The organism is Streptomyces sp. Alt3 (assembly GCF_030719215.1).
GTDB classification, from domain to species: domain Bacteria; phylum Actinomycetota; class Actinomycetes; order Streptomycetales; family Streptomycetaceae; genus Streptomyces; species Streptomyces glycanivorans.
The window spans coordinates 4,417,637-4,432,384 of sequence record NZ_CP120983.1 but is presented as its reverse complement, the minus strand read 5'-3'; the positions used below and the strand labels follow the sequence as shown (position 1 = coordinate 4,432,384).

Genomic DNA, 14,748 nt, shown 5'->3' with positions numbered 1-14,748 from the left:
ACCGACGGACGGCCCCGCCCGGCACCCGGCACCCGGCTCCTCAGGCCGGCACCCGGCGCCCGGCTCCTCAGGTCGACACCCGACCCGCCGGGCCGGTGCGTGGCCTTCGGCGCCGCCTGCCCGGGGGCCCGGCGGTCAGCTCTCGTCGGACGGCGCCGACGCGGTCCTCTTCGCGGTGGCGGTCGCCTTCTTCGCCGGCGCCTTCTTGGCGGCCGTCGTCTTCTTCGCGGCCGCCGTCTTGGTGGCGGTCGTCTTCTTGGCGGTCGCCTTCTTGGCCGTCGTGGCCTTCTTCGCGGTGGCCTTCTTGGCCGGAGCCTTCTTCGCCGTCTTCTTCTTCGCAGGCCCCTTGGCCCGCTTCTCGGCGAGCAGCTCGTAGCCACGTTCCGGCGTGATGTCCTCGACGCTGTCGTCGGTCCGCAGCGTCGCGTTGGTCTCACCGTCGGTGACGTACGCGCCGAACCGGCCGTCCTTGACGACCACCGGGGACCCGCTCACGGGGTCCGTGCCCAGCTCCTTCAGCGGCGGCTTGGCGGCGGCCCGCCCGCGCTGCTTCGGCTGGGCGTAGATCGCGAGGGCCTCTTCGAGGGTGATGTCGAAGAGCTGGTCCTCCGAGGTGAGCGACCGCGAGTCCGTGCCCTTCTTCAGGTACGGGCCGTAGCGGCCGTTCTGCGCGGTGATCTCGACGCCCTCGGCGTCCTCACCGACGACACGCGGCAGCGACATCAGCTTGAGCGCGTCGGCAAGTGTCACCGTATCGAGCGACATCGACTTGAAGAGGGACGCGGTCCGGGGCTTCACCGCGTTCTTGCCCGTCTTCGGTGTGCCCTCGGGCAGCACCTCGGTGACGTACGGGCCGTAGCGCCCGTCCTTCGCGATGATCTGGTTCCCGCTGACCGGGTCGGCGCCGAGCTCGAAGTCGCCGCTCGGCTTGGCCAGCAGCTCCTCCGCGAGTTCCACGGACAGCTCGTCGGGCGCCAGGTCCTCCGGCACATCGGCGCGCTGGTGGCCCTCGGAGTCCTTCTCGCCCCGCTCGATGTACGGGCCGTAGCGGCCGACACGGAGCTTGATGTCGTTGCCGACGGGGAACGAGGAGATCTCGCGGGCGTCGATCGCGCCCAGGTCGGTCACGAGCTCCTTCAGGCCGCCGAGGTGGTCCCCGTCGCCATTGCCGGCGTCGGATGCCGCACCGGCACCGGCCGTGTCGTCCCCGGCGCCGAAGTAGAAGCGGCGCAGCCACGGCACGGACTGGGCCTCGCCCCGCGCGATGCGGTCGAGGTCGTCCTCCATGCGGGCGGTGAAGTCGTAGTCGACGAGCCGGCCGAAGTGCTTCTCCAGCAGGTTGACCACGGCGAACGAGAGGAACGACGGCACCAGGGCCGTGCCCTTCTTGAACACGTAGCCGCGGTCCAGGATGGTCCCGATGATCGAGGCGTACGTCGACGGACGGCCGATCTCGCGCTCTTCGAGCTCCTTGACCAGCGACGCCTCGGTGTACCGGGCCGGAGGCTTCGTCGCGTGACCGTCGACCGTGACCTCGTCAGCGGTCAGCGCGTCGCCCTCGGCGACCTGCGGCAGCCGGCGCTCACGGTCGTCCAGCTCGGCGTTCGGGTCGTCGGCGCCTTCGACGTACGCCTTCATGAAGCCGTGGAAGGTGATCGTCTTGCCGGACGCGGAGAACTCGGCGTCCCGGCCGTCGCTCGCCCGGCCACCGATCTTCACCGTGACGGAGTTACCTGTGGCGTCCTTCATCTGGGAGGCGACGGTCCGCTTCCAGATCAGTTCGTAGAGCCGGAACTGGTCACCGGTGAGGCCGGTCTCCGCCGGGGTGCGGAAGCGGTCGCCCGAGGGGCGGATCGCCTCGTGCGCCTCCTGCGCGTTCTTGACCTTGCCGGCGTACGTGCGCGGCTTGTCGGGCAGGTAGTTCGCCCCGTACAGCTGCGTGACCTGCGCCCGGGCCGCGGAGACCGCGGTGTCCGAGAGGGTCGTGGAGTCCGTACGCATGTAGGTGATGAAGCCGTTCTCGTACAGCTTCTGCGCCACCTGCATCGTGGCCTTGGCCCCGAAGCCCAGCTTCCGGCTCGCCTCCTGCTGGAGGGTCGTGGTGCGGAAGGGCGCGTACGGCGAACGGCGGTACGGCTTCGACTCGACCGAGCGGACCGCGAACGAGGAGTCGGCCAGCGCCGCGGCCAGGGCGCGGGCGTTGGTCTCGTCCAGGTGCAGCGTCTGGGCGGAGCCCTGCTTGAGCTGCCCGTCCGGGCCGAAGTCCCGGCCCTGGGCGATACGGCGCCCGTCGACCGCGCTGAGGCGGGCGGTGAGCGTCGAGGGGTCCGACGTGTCACCGGTGCGGCCGGTGGCGAAGGTGCCGGTCAGGTCCCAGTACTCGGCGGAGCGGAAGGCGATGCGCTCGCGCTCCCGCTCGACGACGAGACGGGTGGCCACGGACTGGACACGGCCGGCGGAGAGCCGCGGCATGACCTTCTTCCACAGGACCGGCGAGACCTCGTAGCCGTAGAGGCGGTCGAGGATACGGCGGGTCTCCTGGGCGTCGACCATGCGCTGGTTGAGCTCGCGCGGATTGGCCACGGCGGACCGGATCGCGTCCTTGGTGATCTCGTGGAAGACCATCCGGTGGACGGGGACCTTGGGCCTGAGGACTTCCTGCAGGTGCCACGCGATGGCTTCGCCCTCGCGGTCCTCATCGGTGGCGAGGAAGAGTTCGTCGGATTCGGCAAGAAGCTGCTTGAGCTTCCTGACCTGGGCCTTCTTGTCTGCGTTGACGACGTAGATCGGCTGGAAGTCGTTTTCGACGTCCACACCGAGGCGGCGTACCTCACCCGTGTACTCGTCGGGCACCTCGGCGGCGCCGTTCGGCAGGTCGCGGATGTGCCCGACGCTCGCCTCGACGACGTATCCGGGGCCGAGATAGCCCTTGATCGTCTTCGCCTTGGCAGGCGACTCGACAATGACGAGTCGGCGGCCTGCGGTTTCGCTGGTCGGGGACAACTTCGCTCTTCTCTCCGGTCGGCACTCGTGGGCATCCGGGCAGCGTTCTGACGCTACCCGCGGTGCTGTCGCTGCGGAGTGTGACGGTACAACCCGCCCCCGTGTCAAACGGCAAAAGCCCGCAACGGCCACTCGAACGGTAACCCGACTTCCGCCATTCCTGCCGCCCGGACCACCCGGCCCACTCCTCGCGAGGCTGCCGCCTGCGGGTTTCGGAGGCTAGCCGGGGCAACCTGCCGGGCGGCTGTCCGGCGGCCGCCGGACCTGCCGGAGAAGTGGATCAGACGCGGGTGAGACACCACACGCCGAGGACGAGGAAGAGTACGCCGAAGAGCGTGGCCAGAACGGTGGAGGCGACGGGGCTCACACCGAGCGCCACCGGCGCGCGCTGGATGGTGCGCGCCCCGGTCCAGACGAGGAGGGCGGTGCCGAACAACGCGAATGCCGCACCGGCGAAGACCGCGGTGACGCTCTCCATGTCCGTACCCCTCACGCTCTTCCCCGCGGCTGCCACCGCGGGCCCGTACGCCGTCGTGGCTCGCGTGGCCCACGTGGCCGTCGGACTGTGCGGACGGCTCGGCAGAGGGGAGGCTGCCACCCCGGGGCGTCGTCGTCACGAACCCGGGGTGAACGCCGAGCGGCGGTCCGGCCTACCTGGAGGAGCGGAACCTCGCGCAGCGCGCCGGAGTCGTCATGGATCGCGTGAGAAGGCGCTGGCCAGAGGGGTTTTCGGCGTGGAAAGGAACCATTCCGGCCCGCGGGAGCGGAGCACGGCCACGCACCTGTGCGGACTGCGCCGCCGGGGCGGGCCGGGGCGTTCGGTGCCTGCGGTGACGCGGTACCGCAGCACCGGTTGCCCGGACGCCGGCGGCTCGTCACCGCACGGGCACGGGCCGACTCGTCACCGCACGAGCACGGGCCGACTCGTCACCGCACGGGCTCCAGAAAGCCTTCCTCCACCAGCAGTCGGATCGCCTGCGGGGTGCGGTCGCGCAGCAGCACCGGGTCCTCGGCCATCAGCTGGGCGATGGCATCCAGGATCCTGCCCGCGGGCAGCGAACCGTCGCACACCCCCGCGAACCCCGCGCCGACTGCGTCGACCTTGGTCGCCCGTCGCATTCCACGGTGCTGACGCAGCACCACATGCTCGGGGTCCTCGGCGCCCGGCAACCCGACCTGCTCCTGCACGACCTCCTCGGCAAGGGTGAAATGCGCGGAGAGCAGGGCCGCGTCGTCGTGCTCACGCAGGTAGTCCTGGCGTGCGAAATGGGCCTCCACGGCCGGACCGAGGGGCTGTTCCACCGCGTGCGGCCACTCCTCCGCCACGATCGACGGATTCCCGACGGCAGCCGCGGACTTCCGGAGTGTGATCCATCCGAAGCCGACAGCCCTGGTGCTGCGGGCCTCGAACTCGTCCAGCCAGGCTTCGTACCGCTCGGCGTACAGGGCGGGGTCGGTGCGGTGGTCGCCGCTGTCACGCAGCCACAGTTCGGCGTACTGGGTGACATCCTGCACCTCGCGCTGCACGATCCAGGCGTCGCAGCCGGCAGGCACCCAGGAGCGCACCCGGTCCTGCCATTCCTCACCCTCCACGTGCTGCCAGTTGGCGAGGAACTGCGCGTAACCGCCTTCGCCGAGGTGTTCCCCGGCCTGCTGCACGAGAGTCCGGCACAGGTCGTCACCTCCCATGCCGCCGTCGCGGTACGTCAGCCTGGCGCCGGGCGAGATGACGAAGGGCGGGTTGGACACGATCAGGTCGTACGTCTCCGTGCCGACGGGGTCGAAGAGAGACCCCTCCCGAAGGTCGGCGGGGGCCGCTCCGGACAGGGCAAGGGTCAGACGGGTGAATTCCAGAGCGCGCGGGTTGACGTCCGTGGCGGTGACCCGGGTGGCGTGCTGGGCGGCGTGCAGCGCCTGGATCCCGGAACCCGTGCCGAGATCGAGGGCCGAGGTGACGGGCCCCCGCACCGTGATCCCGGCGAGCGTGGTGGAGGCCCCGCCGACGCCGAGGACGACGCCCTCCTCGTGCGAGCCGATGCCGCCGGCACCTCCGACGGCGCATCCCAGGTCGGAGACGATGAACCAGTCCTGCCCCTCGGGTCCGCCGTAGGGGCGGACATCGACGGTGGCTCCGACCAGGTCGCCGTCGCGGACCACCCAGCCGTCCGCGGCGCACTCCTCCAACGGGAGAGCCGCGGCGGCTGCCGCGACCGGCACGGGGCGCTGCAGCAGGAACAGCCGCACCAGCGTGTCGAGCGGCGAGTCCCCGCGAGTGGCCCGGAGGGCCGGGACGGTCTCGCTGCGGGCCAGCGCGGCATAAGCGGGCGCGCCGAGCAGTTCGAGGAGGCCATCTGCGGTGAACGCGGCGGCAATCAGGGCTTCGCGGAGCCGGGCGGCAGAGTCGGATGCGGGGAGGCTGGTCGTACTCACCCGACCATTGTGGCCGCTCCCGCCGACAACGGCAGCGGCCCGGCACCCAAGAGGGGCCGCCGGGCCACTGTGAGAGCGTCCCCGCGGGGCGTCTCGCCGCCGCGACATATCGCCGTTACGACATCCGCCGCTACGGATTCCCTTGGTACGGATTCCCGCCGCTACGACTTCCCACTGCTACGGATTCCTGCCGCCACAACTTCTTGCTGCTACGACTTCTCGCTCGGCGACGCCGAAGGCGAGGCGGACTCCGAGGCCGGGGCCGACGGGGCGGAGGCGGGCGGCGCCGAGGCCGTGGGCTTCTGGCAGCCCTTCTGCTTCGCCATCGCGGAGCCGACCTCACCGGACTGGAGCTTCTTCAGCGCCTGGTCACCGTTGGTGCTGATCTTGTTCAGCTCGTCGGCAATGCCCTTGAGGCCGTCGGCGAACTTCGCCTGGTCCTTCGTGTCGAGCGCGTCGACCTTCGTCTTCAGGTCCGCGTAGGCCACGGAGGAGGCGTTGAGCTCCTTCACGGCCTCCTTCTGGGTGGTCTCCCCACCGTCCACCGGCGGCGCGCCCGCCGACTCCACGGCCGAACCCAGCGCCTTGTACGCCTGCGAGATCTGCTGGAAGGCGGCCGAGTCGGTCTTCTGGACGTCGGCGGGCTTGCTGTTGTCGGCCGTCTGCTGCTGGATCGCGGCATTGGCGTTCGCGATCTTCTGCAACTGCGGCTGAACCTGGTCGCAGACCTTCTTCGCCCAGTCGTTCACCTTGTTGTCGCTGTCGTCGCTGCAGCCCGACAGCGTCAGTACGAGTACCGCACCGCCGGACAGTGCGGCTGCAAGCTTCTTGTTCACCGGATGGGGTCCCTTCCAAGGCTCTCGGCCCCGGAACTTACACGGCAAGTGGACGACAATCAGGCGCCCTGTATCCGATATGCATTCTTTTGAAGCCATTTGCACCAAGGGAAGTGAGGGAGATACAACTCACCTGTCCACTCGGACGCATGTGCGGATCGTTTACGTGGCCGACGGCCTCCCGGGCACGGGAGCGGCGGACGACACGTCAAAGCGCGCCGCTCACCGCCCTCATGATCGGACGTCACCTTCGGGTCGCCCCGGATCACGACCGCCGGGCTCAGGCAGGAGCAGCCGGGCCGGTGGACGCGGCAGGGCTGTCACCGGCGCCCGAGTCACCGTCACCACCGGTCGGGCCGTCGCTGTCACCCACGGCGATCCCCCGCCGCTTGGACACGTAGACCGCTCCGATGATGACCACCACGGCGATGACGGCGACCAGAGCCCTCACAGCCGGGCTCGCATCGTCGCCGTAGCTGAACTGCACCACCGCGGGGGCGATCAGCAGCGCCACGAGATTCATCACCTTGAGGAGCGGGTTGATGGCTGGGCCCGCCGTGTCCTTGAACGGGTCGCCGACCGTGTCACCGATGACCGTCGCTGCATGGGCGTCGCTCCCCTTCCCACCGTGGTGGCCGTCCTCGACGAGCTTCTTGGCGTTGTCCCACGCGCCACCGGAGTTGGCGAGGAAGACCGCCATCAGGGTCCCGGTCGCGATGGCACCCGCGAGGTACGAGCCGAGCGCTCCGACCCCCAGGGTGAACCCCACCGCGATGGGCGCGAGGACGGCGAGCAGGCCGGGTGTGGCCAGCTCGCGCAGAGCATCCTTGGTGCAGATGTCGACCACGCGTCCGTACTCGGGTTTCTCCGTACGGTCCATGATCCCGGGGTGCTCCCGGAACTGCCGGCGCACCTCGTGGACCACTGCTCCCGCCGACCGGGAGACCGCGTTGATGGCCAGCCCGGAGAAGAGGAAGACGACCGCGGCTCCGAGGATGAGGCCGACCATGTTGTTCGGCTGCGAGATGTCCAGACTCAGCCCTAGCTCCCCCGCCCTGGCACCCACGTCGTCGACCGCGGTGGCGATGGCGTCCCGGTACGAGCCGAAGAGCGCCGCCGCCGCCAGGACGGCCGTGGCGATCGCGATGCCCTTGGTGATGGCCTTGGTGGTGTTGCCGACGGCGTCCAGATCCGTGAGGACCTGGGCTCCCGCGCCCGTGACGTCCCCGGACATCTCAGCGATGCCCTGGGCGTTGTCGGAGACCGGGCCGAAGGTGTCCATCGCGACGATGACGCCCACGGTGGTGAGCAGGCCGGTCCCCGCCAGGGCAACCGCGAAGAGCGCCAGCATGATCGACGTACCGCCGAGCAGGAACGCCCCGTAGACGCCGAGACCGATCAGGAGAGCGGTGTAGACCGCCGACTCCAGGCCGATGGAGATACCTGCCAGCACGACGGTCGCCGGCCCGGTCAGCGAGGACTTCCCGATGTCCCGCACCGGACGCCGGCTGGTCTCGGTGAAGTAGCCCGTGAGCTGCTGGATCAGAGCGGCGAGCACGATCCCGATGGCCACCGCGACCAGCGCGAAGACGCGCGGATCGCCGCCGTGCGAGGCGATGGCCCGGTCCGTGACACCGTCGAGCTCGGCGTAGGAGGACGGCAGATGGACGAAGACGGCCACCGCCACGAGCGCGAGCGAGATCACCGCTGATACGAAGAACCCGCGGTTGATGGCGCTCATCCCACTGCGGTCCGCGCGCCGGGGAGCCACGGCGAAGATCCCGATCATCGCCGTGACCACCCCGATCGCCGGCACGATCAGCGGGAAGGCCAGCCCCGCGTCCCCGAAGGCCGCCTTGCCCAGGATGAGCGCGGCCACGAGCGTCACGGCGTACGACTCGAACAGGTCTGCGGCCATGCCTGCGCAGTCGCCGACGTTGTCACCCACGTTGTCCGCGATGGTGGCCGCATTACGCGGATCGTCCTCGGGGATGCCCTGCTCCACCTTGCCCACCAGGTCGGCGCCCACATCGGCGGCCTTGGTGAAGATGCCCCCTCCGACCCTCATGAACATCGCGATCAACGCGGCGCCGAGACCGAAACCCTCCAGCACCTCGGGCGCGTCGGCCGCGTAGACGAGCACCACGCAGGACGCACCGAGCAGTCCGAGACCCACCGTGATCATGCCGACCACGCCACCGGTACGAAACGCGATCTTCATCGCTCTGTGCGAAACGGCGGTGAGATCTTTCTCCGGTTCACCCTGTGCGGGAGTCGCCTCGCGTGCGGCAGCTGCCACACGCACATTGCTGCGGACAGCGAGCCTCATACCGATGTATCCGGTGGCCGCCGAGAAAAGCGCCCCCACCAGGAAGAACAGCGAGCGCCCCACGCGCTGCGCCCCGTTGTCGGCGGGAAGCAGCAGGAGCAGGAAGAACACGACTACGGCGAAAATGCCGACGGTGCGCAACTGCCGGGCCAGATAGGCATTCGCACCTTCCTGGACGGCTGCCGCGATCTCTTTCATGCGTTCGGTTCCCTCACCGGCAGCCAGCACCTGGCGCGCCAGCAGCCGGGCCACGACCAGCGCGGCGAGAGCGACGACCGCGATGACGACGACGATCAGCCGGTTGCCGTCGGTGAGTACTGCGGCTGCGAGCGAGGTGGACCGGCCGGAAGGTACGGGAACGTGCGCCAGTTCTGCGAGTGGGGTGTTGACGAACTCCGCCATACGTCCTCCTTGACACTGAGCGCTCAAGACGTGGACGGATTGTAGGGAGAAGAGTCTGACCAAAACAGTGGGTGGTCAATGAAATCGTTTTTCGTCCACCCAATGGCAAATGATCTCGCACGCACCTGGGCCCGAATGCAGTAATGGGGCCGACGCATGACACGCGGGAATTATCGGAGATCACCGATGAAGAGCAAGGACGAAATCCTGGCGAGGGCCTCGCCCACCAGGCCCGCCCACCAGGCCCGCCCATCAGCTCGAGGCGGCCATGCGGGAAGGCCGCCGTGCACGAGGGCGGCCATGCGGGAAGCTGGGCGTGCACGAAGCTGGGCGCCGAAGCGGATTGCTCCCGGAGGGTTACGCCAGGAGGATTACGCTGGGGGGATCACGCCGGGAGGAGATCGAGGTCCGAGATCGGGCACGAAGCTGACCGTGCCCAGCAACGCGATCACATGCGTCGGCCAAGCCCTCCTGCGGGGCGAGGCACAGGGCGGAACAGGGCGCGGCACAGGGCGCGGCACAGGGCGGAACGGTGCGCGGCCGAAATGGAATACCGGGGCAGGTAGCTCGAGGTGGTGCACGGGCTGCGTGGGAACGAAGCCTCGCAGGCACGTTGGACGCCGCCGGCCACGGCAGAGGGGCCTGGCAGCGGAGGATGCCGTCTCATCTCGGCATCACGCCGGGCCTGAAAGACAGCGCAGGGCTCGAAGCACAGCACAGGGCGTGAACGACAGCACAGGGGCTGAACCACAGCACAGGGCGGTGAACGACAGCGCTGGCGGGGTGAATCAGGGAAGCACCACGGCCGGACTCGTCGGCCAGGTCATGCGGATCACTCCGCCGTCCGCACCCGTGCGGACTTCGACATCGTCGACGAGACCGCTGATGACCGCGAGGCCCATCTCGTCCTCGCTGTCGGCTTCGGTCTCCGGGACGTCCGGACCTCCGCCACCAGGCACTCCCTGCGCCGAGGCGTCGCTTCCCGTGGCGAGATGCCCGTCGCCGACCTCGATGGAGAACGCCTTCTCGTCCTCGGTCAGAACGACCGTGACGGGAGAGGCGATGCCATGGCTCCGATGCAGCCCTACGGCGCGACTGCACGCCTCGCCGACCGCGAGTCTGACCTCGTCGAGCACCGCCTCGTCGACGCCGGCCCGGCGCGCCACTGCGGCTGCCACGAGGCGGGCCGTCCTGACGTGTTCGGGCTGAGCGCTGAAGCGGAGTTCAACGGTTGGCATGCCATCCCCCTCGAACGTATGGGCGTGCGTCTCAGGGGCCCGGGCTTGGCGCCCGGTACCCCTGCTCTCATTCTCCCCCGGAAACCGACGAAGCCGGCAGCCGACCACTTGGTCGACCGCCTGCTCGTGGCGGCCCGCCTGCTGCCGCCTGCCGGTCCGTCACCGCCATGCCTGCCGACCCTGGAGGGGCCGGCCCGCACCGACTTCAGTCGGTGGCCGCGACAGCCTCGTCGACCGTGGTGTGAATGGGAAACACCTTGGTCAGGCCTGTGATCCGGAAAATCTTGAGAATGCGCTCCTGGTTGCACACCAGGCGCAGCGAGCCCTCATGGGCCCGCACACGCTTCAAGCCGCCAACGAGCACGCCGAGGCCGGTGGAGTCGAGGAAGTCGACGCCTTCCATGTCGACAACCAGGTGGTAGCTGCCGTCATTCACCAACTCGACCAACTGCTCGCGCAGCTTGGGCGCGGTATACACATCAATCTCGCCACCGACCTCGACGACCGTACGGTCGCCACCAGGCCCGGACACATTGCGAGTCGACAGGGACAGGTCCACGGATCCTCCAGCACCTTGCTATCGAGCGGTCGCCCCTCGGTCTCCCCGACGGAGGCCAGGGGACGGATCGCCAGCCGCGATGGCATTCAATCACTTACCAGCAGCCATGCACGACGCCTTGGGACCATTGTCCGTCACGCCAGTGACACACTCGGTGCCGATGGCCAAGAATCACCGCCCCAGTCGACCACCCGGGAACGCAGGCTCGCGCCCCTCTCCCGCAGTGGTTCTCGACCGGCTCGCCGCAGCGGCGGGCCGGGCAGCGCGCATCACTCATACGGAGCACTTGCCCCCGCGCGCGGGAACCCATGCCACCTGGCCTGATCGCATCCGTCCAGAAGTGATCTCCGCAATCGGCAGGGCCGGAATCGACCATCCGTGGACTCACCAGGCCGCCGCAGCCGAGCACGCACTGGACGGCGAGTCCGTCGTGATCTCCACCGGGACGGCCTCGGGAAAGTCACTGGCCTACCTCGCTCCGGTACTGAGTACCCTCCTCGACGGCTCCCATGCCCCGAACGGCCGCGGCACCACCGCCCTGTACCTCGCCCCCACCAAGGCTCTGGCCGCCGACCAGCGCCGGTCGGTGAAGGCGCTCGCGACGCCGCTCGGCTCCGCGATCCGGCCGGCGGTCTACGACGGGGACACGCCGGTCGAAGAACGCGAATGGGTGCGTCAGTACGCCAATTACGTCCTGACGAACCCCGACATGCTGCATCGAGGCATCCTTCCGTCCCACCCCCGGTGGGCCTCGTTCCTGCGCGCCCTCCGCTTCGTCGTCATCGACGAGTGCCACACCTACCGGGGCGTCTTCGGCTCCCACGTCGCCCAGGTGCTGCGTCGTCTTCGCCGCCTCTGCGCCCGCTACGGATCCGACCCCGTCTTCCTCCTCGCCTCCGCCACCGCGGCACATCCCTCCGTCGCCGCAGGACGTCTCACAGGCCTGCCCGTGAAGGAGGTCGCCGACGACGCCTCGCCCAGGGGGGAGATGGTCTTCGCCCTCTGGGAACCCCCCCTGACCGATCTGCACGGCGAGAAGGGGGCTCCGGTACGCCGTACGGCCACCGCCGAGACCGCCGACCTCCTGACCGACCTGACCGTTCAGGGTGTGCGTTCGGTCGCCTTCGTGCGCTCCCGGCGAGGCGCCGAACTCATCTCCGTCATCGCCAAGGAGCGGCTCGCCGAGGTGGACCGCTCGTTGCCCGGACGCGTCGCCGCCTACCGAGGCGGATACCTGCCGGAGGAACGCAGGGCCCTGGAAAGGGCCCTGCACTCAGGGGAACTGCTCGGACTGGCCGCCACGACGGCCCTGGAGCTCGGTATCGACGTCTCGGGCCTGGACGCCGTCGTCATCGCCGGCTACCCGGGCACCCGTGCCTCGCTCTGGCAGCAGGCAGGGCGCGCCGGACGATCGGGGCAGGGCGCCCTCGCCGTCCTCGTGGCCCGGGACGATCCGCTGGACACTTTCCTCGTCCACCATCCCGAGGCGCTGTTCGACCAGCCGGTGGAGTCGACCGTCCTGGACCCGGACAACCCCTATGTCCTAGCCCCGCACCTGTGCGCCGCAGCCGCGGAGATGCCCCTCACGGAATCCGACATCACGCTCTTCGGTCCCGCCGCGCCCGAGCTTCTGCCGCAGTTGGAGGCCGCGAAGCTGCTGCGCAGGCGGACGACGGGCTGGCACTGGACGCGCCGTGAACGCGCAGCCGACCTCACCGACATCCGAGGCGGGGGCGGCCGTCCGGTCCAGATCGTCGAGGCAGGTACCGGCCGACTGCTGGGAACCGTCGACGAAGCAGCCGCGCACACCTCAGTACACGAGGGAGCCGTCCACCTCCACCAGGGCCGGACCTACCTGGTCCGGAGCCTGGATCTGGAGGATGCGGTGGCCCTGGTGGAGGAGGCCGTCCCTCCCTACTCCACCAATGCCCGCGACACGACGGCGATCTCCGTGCTGGAGACCGACACCGAGATCCCGTGGGGTGACGGAAGGCTCTGCTTCGGCTCCGTCGAGGTCACCAACCAGGTCGTCTCCTTCCTTCGCCGCAGACTGATCACCGGAGAGGTCCTGGGTGAGACCAAACTCGACCTGCCGCCGCGCACCCTGCGTACCCGGGCCGTGTGGTGGACGGTCACCGAGGATCAGCTTGACGCCGCCCGGATCAGCCCGGAGATCCTCGGAGGTGCCCTGCACGCGGCAGAACACGCCTCCATCGGGATGCTGCCGCTCTTCGCCACCTGCGACCGCTGGGACATCGGCGGTGTCTCCGTACCCCTGCACCCCGACACGCTCCTCCCCACCGTGTTCGTCTACGACGGCCACCCCGGTGGTGCCGGTTTCGCGGAGCGCGCGTTCCACACGGCCCGCACCTGGCTCACCGCGACGCGGCAGGCCATCGCTTCCTGCGAGTGCGAGGCGGGCTGCCCGTCGTGCATCCAGTCCCCCAAGTGCGGCAACGGCAACGACCCACTGCACAAACGGGGCGCCGTGCGACTCCTGACCGAGCTGCTCAGGACGGCACCACCGGACCCCGGGGACGTGCGTCCGGCGGGAAGTCCGGTCGAGAGCAAGGACGGCCGACGACCGGATGGCCCAGAGTCGGATGGCCCAGAGTCGGAGGGCCCGCGACCGGGCGGCGGCGACTGAGACAGGCTCCGCTCGGCCCCACTTCCCGGGCGGAGGACGGCGCGGACGGCCGCACCGGGGGAAGGCAAGGCCTGTGGTGGCCCCGCTCTCGACCTGACCTCGGGTGCGTAGGGGCCGAAGCGTGCACGAGCCGTCACGTCGGCGATCTCGCCCTTCACCCCGCAGCGCACGATCTCCGCGCCCTGGGCGACAGCGACCGTGGTGGCCGCCCTGCAAGCCTCCTCCACGCCTTGGAGCGCTCGATCGGCTGCGGCAAGCGCTGCCAGGTCCGCGGCGCCCCCGGCCCTGTGTCGGGCGGCCACGGCCTGGCCGAGGGCGAGCACCGTCGCAAACACCGCGCAGAGTGTCGCCGTCGTGACTGCAACCCACACCGTCGCCAGCCCGCGGTCTCCGGGCGCGTCTCCGCTCCTCCTCTGCCTCACGGCCCCACCCCCACGGTGTCTTCCGCCCCCATGCCGGTCTCCGCCCCCACGGTGTCCTCGGCCAACGCGACCGCCTCGGCACTCAGGGTCAAAGCCAGGGGACCCGGCCCCGGCGTCGGTGCCTCCACCCGGACGCTCCACAGCTCACCTGCACGCTCCACAGCGACCCGGGCCCTGTCCGGCGCCGACTCCCGGGCCACGGCCAGCACCGCGGCCTCAGGCTCGGACCGGGCCGCCGCGCGCGCTCCGGCGCGGGCGGCGTCCACACAGCGGATCTGGTCCGCCGCGGCCACAAGCGCCCAGACGAGAGCGAACACGAACGTCACAAGCACGGTGAGGGCCATGGCGGCCTCCGCCGTCACCGCACCCCGGTCGCGGTCGGCGCTCCTGCGCCCGAGCGTCCCCTCAGAACTTCGCATCAAGGGCGTCCTTGATCAGCGACTGCAACGCCGACAGCACAGCTCCACTGGTCACCACCTTGTAGAGCACAGCAGCGAACGCGCACGCGGCGATGGTCCCCACCGCGTACTCGGACGTCGTCATCCCCCGGTCGAGGCCCCCGCAGCGGTTATGCCTTCCGAACCTGGCACTCCACACACGACGCAGAGCGCTCAGCGACCGCTCCATGAACTTCCCACCCATTTCGACCACGATCTCAACCACCATGTCTCAGACCTCACGTTGTTCCACTCAGAACTCTTGATTCAGTACTTCCGGCCGACATGAAGCCGGTCGGGCTCCCGCTCCCCGCTCGGGAGCCATCGGCGATCCGGCTTTTGCGCCGTGCCGGGTCCACGACTCGGACCGCGCGAAAACTCGGCCCGGTCCCCTGCCCGGTCGTCGGATCGACCCGCGTCAGAACAGGCCGGGGTCGAGTGCCTG

General features: G+C 69.7%; 10 protein-coding genes and 1 pseudogene. 1 reads left to right on the top strand and 10 read right to left on the bottom strand.

Annotated features, from left to right (window positions below; translation table 11 throughout):
- Positions 1-135 precede the first annotated feature (135 nt).
- From topA to P8A20_RS19505, 7 genes are all read right to left on the bottom strand, one after another.
- Positions 136-3,003 carry a type I DNA topoisomerase gene (gene topA / locus P8A20_RS19535; RefSeq protein ID WP_306103943.1) on the bottom strand — a complete coding sequence of 956 codons (2,868 nt, stop codon included), beginning with the start codon at positions 3,001-3,003 and terminating at the stop codon, positions 136-138.
- A gap of 280 nt (positions 3,004-3,283) precedes the next feature.
- Positions 3,284-3,481, bottom strand: coding sequence for a hypothetical protein (locus P8A20_RS19530; RefSeq protein ID WP_030122939.1), 198 nt, complete (start codon positions 3,479-3,481; stop codon positions 3,284-3,286).
- Positions 3,482-3,930: 449 nt separating this feature from the next.
- Positions 3,931-5,433, bottom strand: coding sequence for a DUF7059 domain-containing protein (locus P8A20_RS19525; protein ID WP_147958808.1), 1,503 nt, complete (start codon positions 5,431-5,433; stop codon positions 3,931-3,933).
- A gap of 209 nt (positions 5,434-5,642) precedes the next feature.
- The gene (locus tag P8A20_RS19520) at positions 5,643-6,269 is read right to left on the bottom strand and encodes a small secreted protein (protein WP_147958807.1); all 627 of its coding nucleotides are present in this window, start codon (positions 6,267-6,269) and stop codon (positions 5,643-5,645) included.
- A 280-nt stretch (positions 6,270-6,549) separates the two neighbouring features.
- On the bottom strand, positions 6,550-9,000 hold the full coding sequence (locus P8A20_RS19515) for a sodium-translocating pyrophosphatase (protein ID WP_306103942.1): 2,451 nt from the start codon (positions 8,998-9,000) through the stop codon (positions 6,550-6,552).
- Between the two features lie 788 nt (positions 9,001-9,788).
- Positions 9,789-10,238 (bottom strand): ATP-binding protein, encoded by a 450-nt coding sequence (locus tag P8A20_RS19510; RefSeq protein WP_147958806.1) that lies wholly within the window; start codon positions 10,236-10,238, stop codon positions 9,789-9,791.
- Positions 10,239-10,443: 205 nt separating this feature from the next.
- Positions 10,444-10,797 carry an STAS domain-containing protein gene (locus tag P8A20_RS19505; protein WP_003967428.1) on the bottom strand — a complete coding sequence of 118 codons (354 nt, stop codon included), beginning with the start codon at positions 10,795-10,797 and terminating at the stop codon, positions 10,444-10,446.
- 79 nt (positions 10,798-10,876) lie between these two features.
- Here P8A20_RS19505 and sftH point away from each other — a divergent pair, with 79 nt between their 5' ends.
- On the top strand, positions 10,877-13,444 hold the full coding sequence (gene sftH / locus P8A20_RS19500) for a DNA 3'-5' helicase SftH (RefSeq protein WP_306103941.1): 2,568 nt from the start codon (positions 10,877-10,879) through the stop codon (positions 13,442-13,444).
- 137 nt (positions 13,445-13,581) lie between these two features.
- On the opposite strand, the pseudogene P8A20_RS19495 reads toward sftH, so the two are convergent.
- The 3 genes and pseudogenes from P8A20_RS19495 to P8A20_RS19485 all read right to left on the bottom strand — a co-directional run.
- Positions 13,582-13,815, bottom strand: a pseudogene (locus P8A20_RS19495) (Rv3654c family TadE-like protein); the annotation flags it as partial.
- Between the two features lie 47 nt (positions 13,816-13,862).
- Entirely contained in the window at positions 13,863-14,285 is a 423-nt protein-coding gene (locus P8A20_RS19490; RefSeq protein WP_306103940.1) for a TadE family type IV pilus minor pilin, read from the bottom strand.
- Positions 14,272-14,508, bottom strand: a complete 237-nt coding sequence (locus P8A20_RS19485; RefSeq protein ID WP_187282176.1) for a DUF4244 domain-containing protein — start codon at positions 14,506-14,508, stop codon at positions 14,272-14,274. Before P8A20_RS19485 ends, P8A20_RS19490 begins: the two co-directional genes overlap by 14 nt.
- Between the last annotated feature and the right edge of the window lie 240 nt (positions 14,509-14,748).